General features: G+C 60.5%; 11 protein-coding genes and 1 tRNA gene. All 12 read left to right on the forward strand.

Annotation, left to right across the window (positions count from 1 at the left end; genetic code table 11):
* The first annotated feature begins 110 nt into the window (after positions 1-110).
* The 12 genes from NFV80_RS10895 to fusA all read left to right on the forward strand — a co-directional run bounded on the left by NFV80_RS10895 (position 111) and on the right by fusA (position 15,771).
* Positions 111-186: transfer RNA gene (locus tag NFV80_RS10895), tRNA-Trp, on the forward strand.
* 23 nt (positions 187-209) lie between these two features.
* A complete protein-coding gene (gene secE / locus NFV80_RS10900) occupies positions 210-563 on the forward strand; it encodes a preprotein translocase subunit SecE (RefSeq protein ID WP_295329307.1) in 354 nt (117 codons plus the stop codon).
* Positions 560-1,093, forward strand: coding sequence for a transcription termination/antitermination protein NusG (gene nusG / locus NFV80_RS10905; RefSeq protein WP_295329310.1), 534 nt, complete (start codon positions 560-562; stop codon positions 1,091-1,093). The genes secE and nusG overlap by 4 nt, the downstream gene beginning before the upstream one ends.
* A gap of 255 nt (positions 1,094-1,348) precedes the next feature.
* A complete protein-coding gene (rplK, locus tag NFV80_RS10910; RefSeq protein WP_295329313.1) occupies positions 1,349-1,780 on the forward strand; it encodes a 50S ribosomal protein L11 in 432 nt (143 codons plus the stop codon).
* A gap of 1 nt (position 1,781) precedes the next feature.
* Complete coding sequence (gene rplA / locus NFV80_RS10915; protein ID WP_295329315.1) at positions 1,782-2,471, forward strand: 50S ribosomal protein L1; 690 nt, start codon at positions 1,782-1,784, stop codon at positions 2,469-2,471.
* A gap of 283 nt (positions 2,472-2,754) precedes the next feature.
* On the forward strand, positions 2,755-3,252 hold the full coding sequence (gene rplJ / locus NFV80_RS10920) for a 50S ribosomal protein L10 (RefSeq protein ID WP_295329332.1): 498 nt from the start codon (positions 2,755-2,757) through the stop codon (positions 3,250-3,252).
* A gap of 46 nt (positions 3,253-3,298) precedes the next feature.
* Complete coding sequence (rplL, locus tag NFV80_RS10925) at positions 3,299-3,667, forward strand: 50S ribosomal protein L7/L12 (RefSeq protein ID WP_295329317.1); 369 nt, start codon at positions 3,299-3,301, stop codon at positions 3,665-3,667.
* A 257-nt stretch (positions 3,668-3,924) separates the two neighbouring features.
* Positions 3,925-8,208: a DNA-directed RNA polymerase subunit beta gene (gene rpoB / locus NFV80_RS10930; protein WP_295329320.1), complete on the forward strand. Its 4,284-nt coding sequence runs from the start codon at positions 3,925-3,927 to the stop codon at positions 8,206-8,208.
* A gap of 88 nt (positions 8,209-8,296) precedes the next feature.
* Complete coding sequence (gene rpoC / locus NFV80_RS10935) at positions 8,297-12,508, forward strand: DNA-directed RNA polymerase subunit beta' (protein WP_295329323.1); 4,212 nt, start codon at positions 8,297-8,299, stop codon at positions 12,506-12,508.
* Between the two features lie 166 nt (positions 12,509-12,674).
* Complete coding sequence (gene rpsL, locus NFV80_RS10940) at positions 12,675-13,052, forward strand: 30S ribosomal protein S12 (RefSeq protein ID WP_288129745.1); 378 nt, start codon at positions 12,675-12,677, stop codon at positions 13,050-13,052.
* 95 nt (positions 13,053-13,147) lie between these two features.
* A complete protein-coding gene (gene rpsG / locus NFV80_RS10945; protein WP_295329328.1) occupies positions 13,148-13,618 on the forward strand; it encodes a 30S ribosomal protein S7 in 471 nt (156 codons plus the stop codon).
* A 59-nt stretch (positions 13,619-13,677) separates the two neighbouring features.
* Complete coding sequence (gene fusA, locus NFV80_RS10950) at positions 13,678-15,771, forward strand: elongation factor G (protein ID WP_295329330.1); 2,094 nt, start codon at positions 13,678-13,680, stop codon at positions 15,769-15,771.
* Positions 15,772-15,847 lie beyond the last annotated feature (76 nt).

A 15,847-nucleotide genomic window follows, 5' to 3' on the forward strand; every position in this document is an offset into this window, starting at 1 on the left:
TTCGTGAAGGTGGTCGTACCGTCGGCGCCGGCGTCGTCGCGAAAATCATCGAGTAAATTCAATCAAGGTGCGGCGGCGGCTCTGCGCAGCTGCCGCAATTCTGCCGCAGCAGGGGCATAGCTCAACTGGCAGAGCGTCGGTCTCCAAAACCGAAGGTTGGGGGTTCGATTCCCTCTGCCCCTGCCATCCATGTAACCAAAGCGGGCGAAATGGCCGACAAATTCAAGTTTGCGCTAGCGGTACTGCTGCTTGTGGCCGGCGTCGCTGGCTTCTATCTGCTTGCCGAGCAGGCAATGATTCTCCGCGTGCTTGCCGTCCTGGCGGGAACCGGGCTGGCCTCTGCCGTTGCCTGGCAGACCGAGCAGGGGCGCCGTTTCTTCGCCTTTGCCAAGGAGGCAACGACCGAAGCCAAGAAGGTGGTCTGGCCCTCGCGCAAGGAGACCATGCAGACGACGGGCCTGGTCTTCGCCTTCGTCGTGGTGATGGCCCTGTTTCTCTGGTTGACCGACAAGAGCCTCGAGTGGCTGCTCTATGACCTGGTCCTCGGGTGGAGAAAATCATGAGCATGCGCTGGTACGTGGTACACGCTTATTCTGGATTCGAAAAGAGCGTGCAGCGCGCATTGCTCGAGCGTGTCCAGCGCCAGGGCATGCAGCATGCCTTTGGCCGAATCCTCGTCCCGGTGGAGGAGGTTGTCGAGCTCAAGATGGGCCAGAAAAGCATCTCCGAGCGAAAGTTCTTTCCCGGTTACGTGCTGGTGGAAATGGAGATGAACGACGACTCCTGGCACTTGGTCAAGAGCACGCCGAAAGTTACCGGCTTCGTCGGTGGAACCGCCAACAAGCCCACGCCGATTTCCGAAAAGGAAGTCGAGAAGATCATGCAGCAGATGCAGGAAGGGGTCGACAAGCCCCGACCGAAGGTGCTTTTCGAGCCCGGCGAGGTCATTCGCGTCAAGGATGGGCCGTTCACCGACTTTCATGGCGCGGTCGAGCACGTCAATTACGAGAAGAATCGGTTGCGTGTGTCAGTGACGATTTTCGGTCGCCCGACGCCGGTCGAACTGGAGTTTGGGCAAGTCGAGAAGGCCTGACAGATCGTGAAGAAATCGTCCCGAGCAGGTTGCCTCGAGGTCAGGCGCGAGCCAGTGGACGAGACCCTTGCAATGGCTCGGCGGGATGGTGGGGGCATGGCCTTCGGTGTTTCAACGGCAGACCCCGCGCCGGGCAGTCGGTGGCGCCGCGTGGACCTCATCCACCGCGGCCAGTAGTGCGGCTTTCCGGCCGCGTTTGTCGTTTGGGGAGCGCTGTCGCGAGCGCGTTCGAACCCGCATACAAGGAGTTGTACCGTGGCGAAGAAAATCATTGGTTATATCAAGCTGCAGGTTCCGGCAGGCAAGGCAAACCCTTCGCCGCCGATCGGGCCGGCACTCGGCCAGCGTGGCCTGAACATCATGGAATTCTGCAAGGCCTTCAATGCCCAGACGCAGGGCATCGAGCCGGGCCTGCCGATACCCGTGGTGATTACCGCGTTCGCCGACAAGAGCTTTACCTTCATCATGAAGACGCCGCCGGCGACCGTTCTCATCATGAAGGCCATCGGCATTCAAAAGGGCAGTGCCAAGCCGCATACGGCAAAGGTTGGCACCTTGACCCGCGCGCAGTGTGAAGCGATTGCAGCGCAGAAGATGCCAGACCTGACGGCGGCCGACATGGACGCCGCCGTACGTACGATTGCCGGCAGTGCCCGGACGATGGGCGTTACCGTGGAGGGAGTATGAGATGGCAACCCTGAGCAAACGTCAGAAAGCCCTCAAGGGCAAGATCGATCCCGGCAAGGCCTACCCTGTTGCGGATGCGCTGCGACTCAGCAAGGAATTCGCGACCGCCAAGTTCGATGAGTCGATCGACGTCGCTGTCTGTCTGGGAGTCGACCCGCGCAAGTCCGATCAAATCGTCCGCGGTTCCGTGGTGCTGCCGGCGGGCACCGGCAAGACCATTCGCGTGGCCGTTTTTGCGCAGGGCGAGAAGGCTGCCGCGGCCCAGGCAGCTGGCGCGGACATCGTCGGTTTCGAAGACCTTGCCGCCGAGATCAAATCGGGCGTGATCAATTTCGACCGCGTCATTGCGACCCCGGATGCGATGCGGGTCGTCGGTCAGTTGGGGCAAATCCTTGGCCCGCGTGGTTTGATGCCGAATCCCAAGGTTGGCACGGTGACCATGGATGTGGTTACGGCCGTACAGAACGCCAAAGCCGGACAGGTGCAGTACCGGACCGACAGGGGCGGCATCATCCACAGCACGATCGGTCGGGCGTCGTTCGCCACCGACAAGCTGGCAATCAACCTCAAGGCACTGCTCGACGCACTCATCAAGGCGAAGCCCGCGACATCGCGCGGTCAGTATGTCAGACGGATTGCAGTGTCGAGCACGATGGGACCCGGCGTACGCGTGGATGCTTCCACGGTGTAGAGAACAGAATGGGCTGCGCGTGTCTGTGCGTGGCTCGGCAAGAAACTTTGTTGGGCTGTCGGCCATGCTCGCCATGCCGACGGATCGTCAAAGACCGCAGGTGTCCGAGGCTATTGCCGAAGGCTTAAGCGTGCAAGCGGCCTGCGTAGACGGTGCGCCCCGAAAAGGACTGCGCAGCGAAGGTTTCCGTACCTGTCGCTGCAGCCCCTGATCCAGGTCGCCGTGGGTGCGGTGCATGCAGCAGAATGCGCCGTTTATTGACTTGATGGTAGGAGAAGGGCCTGTGGGTCTCAATCTTGATGAAAAGAAGGTCGTCGTCGCCGAGGTGTCGGCCAAGATGGCCACCGCCCAGACGGTCGTGCTGGCCGAGTACAGCGGCCTCGCGGTGGCACACCTGACGCGCCTGCGCGCTCAGGCGCGCGCCTCGGGAGTCTATCTGCGAGTGCTGAAAAATACGCTGGTGCGCCGCGCGGTGCAGGGCACTGTTTTCGCCAGCCTTGCCGATCAGATGACGGGACCGCTGATTTACAGCGTCTCGGACGATCCGGTGGCTGCGGCGAGGGTGCTCAACGACTTTGCGAAAACCAATGACAAGCTGGTTCTGCGAAGCGGCAGCTTTGCCGGCGAGTTGCTGGACAAGGCGGGTGTGCAGGCGCTCGCGTCGATTCCGAGTCGCAACGAGTTGCTCGCCCAGTTGCTTGGCATCATGCAGGCGCCTGTTACCGGCTTTGCCTGCGCGCTTTCAGCCCTGGCCAAGCAGCGCGAAGAAGCGGCTTCCTGATCGCATCGTCAGTTTTTTGTCTATTCAGATTTAGGAGTTTCAAGTTATGGCTATTACGAAGGAAGACATCCTTGAGGCCGTCGGCGCGATGACGGTCATGGAACTGAACAGCCTGGTCAAGGCGTTCGAGGAAAAATTCGGTGTTTCGGCGGCGTCGATGGCGGTCGCAGCACCCGGAGCGGCAGCGCCGGTAGTCGAGGAGCAGACCGAGTTCAACGTGATCCTTGCAAGCTTTGGCGAGAAGAAGGTCGAAGTGATCAAGGTCGTTCGTGCAGCCACGGGTCTCGGACTGAAGGAAGCGAAGGACCTCGTGGACAGCGCACCGAAGACCGTCAAGGAGTCGATTTCGAAAGCGGACGCCGAAGCCCTCAAGAAGCTGCTCGAGGACGCGGGAGCCAAGGTCGAAATCAAGTAATACCGGCCAAGCGAGTTGGGCTGACAGTCTTCCTGACTGTCAGCCCTTTTCTGCTTTTCCGGAATCTGCTTTGCGTTGCCCGGATGACGCAAAGCGGTGCAGCGTGCAAACGCAAGCACGAGTGGCGAAGCTGCGACGCTTCCGTCCAGCTGAACCAGTCGATTTGCGTTTGTCCGTTGTCGGCCGGCGAGTTTTGCGACCCGTTCGCAATTTTCGTCGGCACGCTAGAGGATTTGCCTGCTGAGTTTGGAGCGACCATGACCTACTCCTACACCGAGAAAAAGCGTATCCGCAAGAGTTTCGCCAAGCGTGCCAGCGTACTCGACGTGCCCTACCTGCTCGCCACCCAACTGGAGTCCTTCTCCGCCTTTCTGCAGGCCAGTGTGCCGCCGGCGCAGCGCAGGAACCAGGGGTTGCAGGCTGCGTTTTCCTCGATTTTTCCGATTGTCAGCCACAGTGGCAATGCACGGCTGGAGTTCGTCAGTTACACGCTGTCGGAGCCGACCTTCGACGTCACCGAGTGTCAGCAACGTGGCCTGACCTTCGCCTCCGCCCTGCGGGCAAAAGTCCGTCTGGTCATCCTTGACCGTGAAGCGTCCGACACGATCAAGGAAGTGAAGGAACAGGAAGTCTATATGGGCGAAATTCCGCTGATGACCTCGACCGGTTCCTTTGTCATCAACGGGACCGAGCGGGTGATCGTGTCGCAGCTTCACCGCTCGCCCGGGGTATTCTTCGAACACGATCGCGGCAAGACCCACAGTTCGGGCAAGCTGCTCTTTTCCGCCCGGGTAATTCCCTACCGCGGCTCATGGCTCGATTTCGAGTTCGATCCCAAGGATCTGCTTTTCTTCCGCGTAGACCGCCGCCGGAAGATGCCGGTGACCACCCTGCTGAAGGCGATCGGCATGACGCCGCAGCGCATCCTGCGCGAATTCTTCGAATTCGACACTTTTTATCTGGGCAAGCGGATCATCGAGTTTGCGCTCGTGCCCGAGCGCCTGCGCGGCGAAGTCGCGCGCTTCGACTTCAACGATCCGTCCGGAAAGCTGATCATCGCCAAAGACAAGCGGATCACCGCGAAGCATATCCGGGAACTCGACGCGGCCGGGATCAGGCAGGTTGCCGTTCCCACCGATTTTCTCGTCGGGCGGGTCGTTGCCGAGGAAATCATCGATCAGGCCAGTGGCGAGGTCCTGGCCAATGCCAATGAAGAGATTACCGAGAGCTTGCTGGCAAAGCTCGCCGAGGCCGGCGTGGAGTCGCTGCACACGTTGTACATCAACGATCTCGATCGTGGCGGTTTCATTTCGCAGACCTTGCGCGCAGATGAAACCGTTTCGCGGCAGGCGGCACGCATCGCCATTTACCGGATGATGCGGCCAGGTGAGCCGCCCACCGAGGAAGCGGTCGAAATCCTCTTCAATGGCCTGTTCTATTCGGACGACCGCTACGATCTCTCGGGTGTCGGCCGAATGAAATTCAACCGTCGCGTTGGACGCAAGGCGGCAACCGAATACAAGGTGATGGTCAAGCATGCGCCGTCCAAGCGCGACGGTATCGTCAAGCTGCTCGGCGAGATGGTCGGGGATTCGATTGCTTCTGCCGAACAGCCTCTCAGTGAGCTGAGCCACGGACCGCGGGCCGTGGCGGAAAACCTGTCCGAGGAGGAAGCGCTGGCGCTGTTCGACCAGCTCAAGGCGCTGGCAGTGGTTGGCGAGGTGCGCGAACAACTGACTCTGTCGCCGCGCGACATAGTCGAGGTGATCAAGCTGCTCGTCGAGTTGCGCAATGGTCGTGGCGAAATCGACGACATCGATCACCTTGGTAATCGCCGCGTCCGGTCTGTGGGCGAACTCGCCGAGAATCAGTTTCGCGCCGGTCTGGTGCGCGTCGAGCGGGCGGTCAAGGAGCGTCTGTCGCAGGCAGAATCGGACAATCTGATGCCGCATGATCTGATCAACGCCAAGCCGATCAGTGCGGCGGTCCGGGAGTTCTTCGGTTCCAGCCAGTTGTCGCAATTCATGGACCAGACGAATCCGCTCTCGGAGATCACGCACAAGCGCCGGGTCTCGGCGCTTGGCCCGGGCGGCCTGACGCGCGAGCGCGCAGGCTTCGAAGTGCGCGACGTACATCCCACCCACTATGGCCGCGTCTGCCCGATCGAAACGCCGGAAGGCCCGAACATCGGACTGATCAATTCGCTCGCCCTGTTCGCGCGGACAAACGAATATGGCTTTCTCGAAACTCCGTACCGCAAGGTGGTCGACGGTCGCGTGACCGATCAGATCGAGTATCTTTCGGCGATCGAGGAAGGGGCGTACATCATCGCCCAGGCCAATTCGGACATTGGTGATGGCGGCGTGTTGACCGACCAATTGGTCACCTGTCGCGAGAAGGGTGAAACGATTCTTGCCGAACCGGGACGAGTGCAGTACATGGACGTGGCACCGAGCCAGATCGTGTCCGTGGCGGCTTCGCTGATTCCCTTCCTCGAGCATGATGACGCCAACCGTGCGCTGATGGGAGCGAACATGCAGCGGCAGGCGGTGCCCTGCCTGCGTCCGGAGAAGCCGCTGGTTGGCACCGGTATCGAACGCACCGTGGCCGTCGACTCGGGTACCGCGGTGCAGGCGCTGCGCGGTGGCCTCGTCGATTACGTCGATGCTTCGCGCGTCGTGGTGCGGGTCAACGACGACGAAACCGGGGCGGGCGAAGTGGGTGTCGATATCTACAACCTGGTGAAATACACGCGCTCCAATCAGAACACCAACATCAACCAACGGCCCCTGGTGCGTGTCGGTGATCGCATCGCCAGGGGTGACGTCGTGGCGGATGGCGCATCGACCGACAAGGGCGAACTGGCCCTCGGCCAGAACATGCTCGTCGCATTCATGCCGTGGAACGGCTACAACTTCGAGGATTCGATCCTGATTTCGGAGCGCGTGGTCGCCGAGGATCGCTTCACCTCGATCCACATCGAGGAGCTGACCGTCGTCGCGCGTGACACCAAGCTGGGTCCCGAGGAAATCACCCGTGACATCGCGTCGCTTGGCGAGTCCCAGTTGTCGCGGCTTGACGAGTCCGGGATCGTGTATATCGGGGCCGAAGTCGAAGCCGGCGACGTGCTGGTCGGCAAGGTGACGCCCAAGGGCGAAACCCAGCTCACTCCGGAAGAGAAGCTGCTGCGCGCAATTTTTGGCGAAAAGGCTTCCGATGTGAAGGACACCTCGTTACGCGTGCAGTCGGGCATTGCGGGGACGGTCATCGACGTGCAGGTCTTCACGCGCGAGGGGATCGAGCGCGACAAGCGGGCGCAGTCGATCATCGACGATCAGTTGCGCAGCTACAAGCTCGACCTGGCTGATCAACTGCGCATCGTGGAACGCGATGCGTTCGCCCGTGCCGAGCGCATGATCATCGGCAAGCCGGCGAATGGCGGGCCGAAACGACTGGCCAAGGGCAGCGTGATTACGCAGGATTACCTCGACGGCCTCGACCCGCATCACTGGTTCGATATCCGGATGGCTGACGAAGACGTCGCGCAGCAGCTGGAATCGCTGCGAGAGGGTCTGGAAGTCACCCGCAAGGGATTCGACGTCGCCTTCGAAGAGAAGCGCAAGAAGCTCACCCAGGGGGACGAGCTGCCGCCGGGCGTGCAAAAGATGGTCAAGGTCTATGTTGCCGTGAAGCGTCGCCTGCAGGCGGGCGACAAGATGGCAGGACGACACGGTAACAAGGGCGTGGTTTCGCGCATCGTGCCGGTCGAGGACATGCCGTACATGGCGGATGGACGGCCGGTCGACATCGTTCTCAATCCGCTCGGCGTTCCTTCACGAATGAACGTCGGGCAGATTCTCGAGGTGCACCTGGGCCTTGCGGCCAAGGGGCTGGGATTCAAGATCGGCGAAATGTTGCGTCGGCAGGCGGCCGCCAGCGAGGTCCGCGCTTTTCTCGAACAGATATACAACGGCACCGGCACACCGGAAGACCTGGGCCAGCTGGACGACGGCGAAATTCTCGAAATGGCGGGCAACCTCGAGGCTGGCGTGCCATTCGCCACACCGGTTTTCGATGGCGCCAAGGAGTCGGAAATAAAGTCCGTCCTGGCGCTGGCCGGGATGCCGCAGTCGGCGCAGATGGTCCTCTACGATGGCCGTACGGGCGAGCGCTTCGAGCGTCAGGTTACGGTCGGCTACATGCACGTGTTGAAATTGCATCACCTGGTCGATGACAAGATGCACGCCCGTTCCACCGGCCCCTATTCGCTGGTGACGCAGCAACCGCTGGGTGGCAAGGCGCAGTTCGGTGGTCAGCGCTTCGGTGAGATGGAAGTGTGGGCGCTCGAGGCCTACGGATCGTCGTACGTGCTGCAGGAAATGCTGACCGTCAAGTCCGACGACGTGAATGGCCGCACCAAGGTGTACGAGAATATCGTGAAGGGTGATCACAAGATCGACGCCGGCATGCCCGAGTCCTTCAACGTCCTGGTCAAGGAAATCCGTTCGCTGGCGATCGATATCGATCTCGAACGTTTTTGATTGTCTTGCCGAGGGGTGACGAGAGACTTGAATCCTCCAGCCGCATGACTCTCCACCCCTGATTGCTCACTCCTTACTGGAGCAAAAGATGAAAGCATTGCTTGATTTGTTTAAGCAGGTTACGCAGGAAGAGCAGTTCGATGCGATCACCATCGGTCTCGCCTCACCGGACAAGATTCGCTCGTGGTCGTACGGGGAAGTGAAGAAGCCGGAGACGATCAATTACCGTACTTTCAAACCCGAGCGTGACGGTCTGTTCTGCGCCAAGATCTTCGGCCCAATCAAGGACTACGAGTGTCTCTGTGGCAAATACAAGCGGCTGAAACATCGTGGCGTCATTTGTGAGAAATGTGGCGTCGAGGTCACACTCGCCAAGGTTCGTCGCGAGCGGATGGCGCACATCGAGCTCGCCAGCCCGGTTGCCCATATCTGGTTTCTGAAGAGCCTGCCGAGCCGTCTCGGCATGGTGCTCGACATGACGCTGCGGGACATCGAGCGGGTACTCTATTTCGAAGCCTTCGTCGTCTTCGACCCCGGCATGACCCCGCTGGCGCGCGGTCAGCTGCTGACCGAAGATGACTACCTGGCCAAGGTCGAGGAGTACGGCGACGACTTCTACGCGGCAATGGGTGCGGAAGGTATCCGCGAGCTGCTGCGCTCGATCGATCTGGCTCGCGAAGTCGAGACGCTGCGCGGTGAGCTCGAAACCACCACCTCCGAGACGAAGAGCAAGAAATTCTCCAAGCGCCTGAAGATCCTCGAGGGCTTTCAGAAGTCGGGAATCAAGCCGGAGTGGATGGTGCTCGAAGTGCTGCCGGTTCTGCCCCCGGACCTGCGTCCCTTGGTACCGCTTGACGGAGGGCGTTTCGCGACTTCCGACCTCAACGATCTCTATCGCCGCGTCATCAACCGCAACAATCGCCTGAAGCGTTTGCTCGAGTTGAAGGCGCCAGAAATCATCGTGCGCAACGAGAAGCGAATGTTGCAGGAAGCGGTGGACTCGCTGCTCGACAACGGCCGTCGCGGCAAGGCGATGACTGGCGCCAACAAGCGCCCGCTCAAGTCTCTGGCCGACATGATCAAGGGCAAGGGGGGACGTTTCCGCCAGAACCTGCTCGGCAAGCGCGTGGATTACTCGGGGCGATCGGTCATCGTCGTCGGGCCGCAGCTCAAACTGCACCAGTGTGGCTTGCCGAAACTGATGGCGCTCGAACTGTTCAAGCCCTTCATTTTCAACCGCCTCGAGGTGATGGGTCTGGCGACCACCATCAAGCAGGCAAAGAAGATGGTCGAGACTCAGGAAGCGGTGGTCTGGGACATTCTCGAGGAGGTGATCCGCGAGCACCCGATCATGCTGAACCGCGCACCGACGCTGCACCGTCTCGGGATTCAGGCGTTCGAGCCGACGCTGATCGAGGGCAAGGCGATCCAGTTGCATCCGCTCGTTTGTGCCGCATTCAACGCCGACTTCGACGGCGACCAGATGGCGGTGCACGTGCCGCTCTCGCTCGAAGCGCAGATGGAGGCACGGACGCTGATGCTGGCGTCCAACAACGTGCTGTCGCCGGCCAATGGCGAGCCGATCATCGTGCCGTCGCAAGATATCGTCCTGGGTTTGTACTACGCCACCCGTGAGCGGATCAATGCCACGGGCGAGGGAATGGTTTTCCCCGATCTGGCGGAAGTGACCCGCGCCATGCACGCCGGGGAACTCGATCTCCACGCCCGCATTTCGGTGCGCATCACCGAGTACGAGAGTGATGGCGAGAACGGCTGGCAGGAGAAGGTTACCCGTTACAACACGACGGCGGGGAGGGCGCTGCTTTCCGAGATTCTGCCGAAGGGCCTGCCTTTTGGCCTGATCGACAAGACCCTGAAGAAAAAGGAAATCTCGAAGTTGATCAATGCTGCCTTCCGTCGCTGCGGACTCAAGGAGACGGTCGTATTCGCCGACAAGCTGATGCAGAATGGCTATCGCCTGGCGACGCGCGCGGGTATTTCGATCTGCTCCGACGACATGCTGGTGCCCGCGCAGAAGCGCGACATCATCGCCGCTGCCGAAACGGAGGTGAAGGAAATCGAGAACCAGTACACCAACGGTCTGGTGACCAACGGCGAGCGCTATAACAAGGTGGTCGACATCTGGGGACGCACCGGCGACCAGGTCGCCAAGGTGATGATGGAGCAACTCGGCCATGTCGAGGTGCTCAATCGCCAGGGTGCGATGGAGAAACAGGAGTCGTTCAACTCAATCTTCATGATGGCTGATTCGGGCGCCCGTGGTTCCGCCGCGCAGATCAGGCAGTTGGCCGGAATGCGCGGCCTGATGGCGAAGCCGGACGGTTCGATCATCGAGACGCCGATCACGACCAATTTCCGTGAGGGTCTCAACGTTCTTCAGTACTTCATTTCCACGCACGGCGCGCGCAAAGGTCTGGCCGATACCGCTTTGAAGACGGCCAACTCCGGTTACCTGACGCGACGCCTGGTGGATGTCACCCAGGATCTGGTGGTCGTCGAAGAGGACTGCGGAACTACCAACGGCGTCACGATGAAGGCGCTTATTGAAGGGGGCGAGGTCATCGAGGCATTGCGCGAGCGGATTCTTGGTCGCGTCACCGCGTCCGACGTGGTGAATCCCGATACCGAGGAAACGGTCATCGAGCAAGGGACACTGATCAGCGAGGATCACTGCGACCTGATCGATCAGTTGGGGATAGACGAAGTCAAGGCGCGCACGCCGCTTACGTGCGAAACCCGCTACGGACTTTGTGCGAAATGCTACGGGCGTGATCTTGGTCGCGGTTCGCCGGTCAACGTCGGGGAAGCAGTCGGTGTCATCGCCGCGCAGTCGATTGGCGAGCCGGGAACCCAATTGACGATGCGTACCTTCCACGTTGGTGGTGCAGCCTCGCGCGCTGCCGTCGCGAGCCATGTCGAGACGCGCAGTGCCGGGGTCGTACGCTTTACGTCGAGCATGCGCTACGTGACCAGCGCCAAGGGCGAGAAGATCGTCATCACGCGTTCGGGCGAGATCCTGATTACCGACGACAACGGCCGCGAGCGCGAAAAGCATAAAGTTCCCTACGGTGCGACGCTGCAGGTCGCTGACGCCGAGACAGTCAGGGCAGGCGCCAAACTCGCCAGTTGGGATCCGCATACGCGGCCGATCATCGCCGAGTACTCCGGTCTCGTGAAGTTCGAAAACGTCGAGGAAGGTGTCACTGTTGCCAAGCAGATCGACGAGGTTACCGGGCTTTCGACACTGGTCGTGATCGATCCGAAGCGTGGCGGCAAGGCGCCGAGCAAGGGTCTGCGGCCGCAGGTGCGCCTGTTCGAGCCCGACGGCCAGGAAGTCCGTATGCACGGCAGCGATCACCCGGTGACCATCACGTTCCAGGTGGGCGCGATCATCAACGTCATCGATGGGCAACAGATCTCGGTTGGTGACGTGCTCGCGCGCCTGCAGCAGGAATCGGCCAAGACGCGCGACATCACCGGTGGCCTGCCGCGCGTCGCCGAACTCTTCGAGGCGCGCACTCCCAAGGATGCCGGCATGCTCGCCGAGTTCACCGGCACCATGTCCTTCGGCAAGGATACCAAGGGCAAGCAGCGGCTGGTGATTACCGATCTCGACGGGATCGCGCACGAATACCTGATCCTGAAGGACAAGCACGTGCTGGTTCACGATGGACAGGTGGTGAACAAGGGCGAGCTGATCGTCGATGGCGCTCCGGATCCGCACGACATTCTGCGGCTGCTGGGCGTCGAAGCGCTGGCTGTCTACATCACCGACGAGGTGCAGGATGTGTATCGGCTGCAAGGCGTGAAGATCAACGACAAGCACATTGAGGTGATCGTTCGCCAGATGTTGCGTCGCGTCAATGTCCTCGACCCGGGTGATACCAAATTCATCAAGGGCGAGCAGGTCGAGCGTGCCCACCTGCTGGACGAAAATGACCGCATGATCGCCGACGGCAAACTGCCGGCGACTTACGAGCACGTTCTGCTGGGAATTACCAAGGCGTCGCTGTCCACCGATTCGTTCATCTCAGCGGCGTCGTTCCAGGAAACGACAAGGGTATTGACCGAGGCAGCGATCATGGGCAAGCGCGACGAGTTGCGCGGACTCAAGGAAAACGTCATCGTCGGACGTCTGATTCCGGCGGGTACCGGCCTCGCCTATCACAACACGCGCAAGAAGAATGCGGCCGGCGAGGACATGGCCGGCGGCGACCTGGCGCTAGACGAAGAGTTGCCGCATGGGGAAGAAAGTGTCCAGGATGCTCCGGTTGCTTGACTTGGGTTGCAATAGACCCTAGAATCTCCGGTCTTTGTCGCCGACCGCCATTGGGTGAGGCGGCTGCTCATGAACAACGCCAAGGCGGCCTTTGGTCCGCCTTGGTTTTTTGCAGGCGCCATGTGCTTGTCGCAAGGGTTGCCGAGCCGAACATAAGGGTGGAAACATGCCAACCATTAACCAACTGGTGCGCAAGCCTCGCGAGGCGATACGCAGCAAGAGTAAAGTTCCGGCGCTGAGTAATTGCCCACAGAAGCGGGGGGTGTGCACCCGCGTCTACACCACCACGCCGAAAAAGCCGAACTCCGCCTTGCGCAAGGTCTGCAAGGTGCGGCTTACGAATGGTTTCGAAGTCATTTCGTACATTGGCGGTGAAGGCCACAACCTCCAGGAGCACTCGGTCGTCCTGATCCGCGGTGGTCGCGTCAAGGACCTGCCGGGCGTTCGTTATCACACGGTTCGTGGTTCGCTGGACACGCAGGGCGTCAAGAAGCGTAAGCAGGGTCGTTCGAAGTACGGAACCAAGCGCCCGAAGGCTGCTTGAGTTTCGTTCGAGTAAGGGTCGCTCGTGATGGGTGGCCGGGAGGGATGGGCGCCGTGTCCTACCCTTCGACTGAATTGTGACTATGAGAGGTTGCCATGCCCCGTCGCCGTGAAGTGCCCAAGCGCGACATCTTGCCGGATCCGAAATTCGGCAATGTCGAGGTGTCCAAGTTCGTCAATACGATCATGAAGAGCGGCAAGAAGTCGGTTGCCGAGCGCATCGTCTATGGTGCCTTTGACCAGATCGTGGCGAAGACCGGGAAGGATCCGCTGGAAGTTTTCGGGTCGGCTCTCGGCAACATCAAGCCTCTGGTCGAAGTGAAGAGCCGACGCGTCGGTGGTGCCAACTACCAGGTGCCCGTCGAGGTTCGTCCAAGTCGCCGTATGGCGCTCGCCATGCGCTGGCTGCGCGAGTCGGCTCGCAAGCGGTCGGAAAAGTCGATGGGCCAGCGCCTCGCGGCGGAGATGCTTGAGGCTTCGGAAAGCCGTGGCGGCGCCGTAAAGAAGCGTGATGAAGTGCATCGGATGGCCGAGGCGAACAAGGCGTTCGCTCACTTCCGGTTCTGAGGGGCCGGCGCCGCTATCCTGTGTTGTCGTTCGTTCTTTCTTAGTGAAGGTGTATTACCGTGGCACGCAAAACTCCCATCGAGCGTTACCGGAACATCGGTATCAGTGCTCACATCGATGCCGGCAAGACAACGGCGACCGAGCGCATTCTGTTCTATACCGGTATCAACCACAAGATCGGGGAAGTGCACGATGGCGCCGCAACCATGGACTGGATGGCGCAAGAGCAGGAGCGCGGTATCACCATCACTTCGGCAGCGACCACCTGCTTCTGGAAGGGCATGCAGCTCGACCGCCCGGAGCACCGGATCAACATCATCGATACCCCCGGTCACGTCGATTTCACGATTGAAGTGGAGCGTTCGATGCGGGTTCTCGATGGCGCCTGCATGATCTATTGCGCCGTCGGTGGTGTGCAGCCGCAGTCCGAGACGGTCTGGCGCCAGGCGACCAAGTATAAGGTTCCCCGCCTTGCCTTCGTCAACAAGATGGATCGTCAGGGTGCCGATTTTTTCAAGGTGGTGGACCAGATGCGGAGCCGCCTGAAGGCCAATCCGATCCCGATCGTGATTCCGATCGGCAAGGAAGACTACTTCGAGGGTGTCGTCGATCTGATCAAGATGAAGGCGATCTACTGGGATGAAGCCTCCCTGGGTATGAAGTTCGATTATCGCGAGGTTCCCGCCGAAATGAGATCGGATGTCGACGAGTGGCGCAGCAAGATGGTCGAAGCCGCCGCCGAGTCGTCCGAGGAATTGATGGACAAGTACCTCGACCAGGGTGATCTCTCCGAAGCCGATCTGATCCAGGGCCTGCGCCAGCGCACCATTGCCTGCGAGATCCAGCCGGCGCTATGTGGAACGGCGTTCAAGAACAAGGGCGTGCAGCGCATGCTCGACGCGGTGATCGATCTGCTGCCGTCGCCGGTGGATATTCCGCCGGTAAGCGGAGAAAAGGAGAGTGGCGAGCCGGATACGCGCGATGCGTCCGACACCGCGAAGTTCTCGGCTCTGGCCTTCAAGCTGATGACCGATCCCTATGTCGGGCAATTGACCTTCATTCGCGTCTATTCCGGTGTCCTGAAGTCGGGCGACACGATCTACAATCCCACCAAGGGTCGCCGCGAGCGCATTGGGCGCCTGTTGCAGATGCATGCCAACAATCGGGAGGAGCTCAAGGAGGTTCTCGCCGGTGACATCGCCGCCTGCGTCGGCCTCAAGGAGGTGACCACCGGCGAGACGCTCTGTGACCCATCGGCGGTGATCACGCTCGAACGGATGATCTTCCCGGAGCCGGTCATTCATGTCGCCGTCGAACCGAAGACCAAGGCCGACCAGGAAAAGATGGGCATCGCCCTGGGTCGTCTGGCGCAGGAGGATCCGTCGTTCCGGGTGCGTACCGACGAGGAGTCGGGGCAGACGATCATTTCGGGGATGGGTGAGCTGCACCTGGAGATTATTGTCGATCGTCTGAAGCGCGAATTCGGAGTCGATGCCAACGTCGGCGCGCCGCAGGTGGCTTACCGCGAGTGCATCAAGAAGTCGGTCGAGCAGGAAGGCAAGTTCGTCAAACAGTCAGGCGGACGTGGCCAGTATGGCCACGTATGGCTCAAGATCGAGCCCAACGAGACCGGCAAGGGCTACGAGTTCGTCGACGCGATCAAGGGTGGCACGGTTCCGCGCGAATATATTCCAGCGGTCGACAAGGGTTTGCAGGATGCGATCAGCAGCGGCGTGCTGGCAGGATTCCCGGTCGTCGATATCAAGTTCACGTTGTTCGAGGGCTCCTATCATGACGTCGACTCCAACGAGAATGCTTTCCGGCAGGCGGCAGCGATCGCCTTCAAGGAAGGAATGCGACGGGCTTCGCCGACCTTGCTCGAGCCGATGATGTCGGTGGACGTCGAGACACCGGAAGACTATATGGGCAACGTGATGGGTGACCTCTCGAGTCGCCGCGGCATGATCCAGGGAATGGACGATCTACCGGGAGGAATCAAGGCGATCAAGGCGGAAGTGCCCCTGGCCGAAATGTTCGGCTATTCGACCACCTTGCGCTCGTTGAGCCAGGGTCGCGCCATCTATTCGATGGAATTCAAGCACTACGCCGAGGCCCCGAAGAACGTTGCCGAAGCGGTGATCAACAAGAAATAGTCTGACTTAGGAAACGGGGATATGGCCAAGGGAAAATTTGAACGCACGAAGCCGCACGTGAATGTAGGCACGATTG

The sequence above is a fragment of the Accumulibacter sp. genome (assembly GCF_023806565.1).
GTDB lineage: Bacteria > Pseudomonadota > Gammaproteobacteria > Burkholderiales > Rhodocyclaceae > Accumulibacter.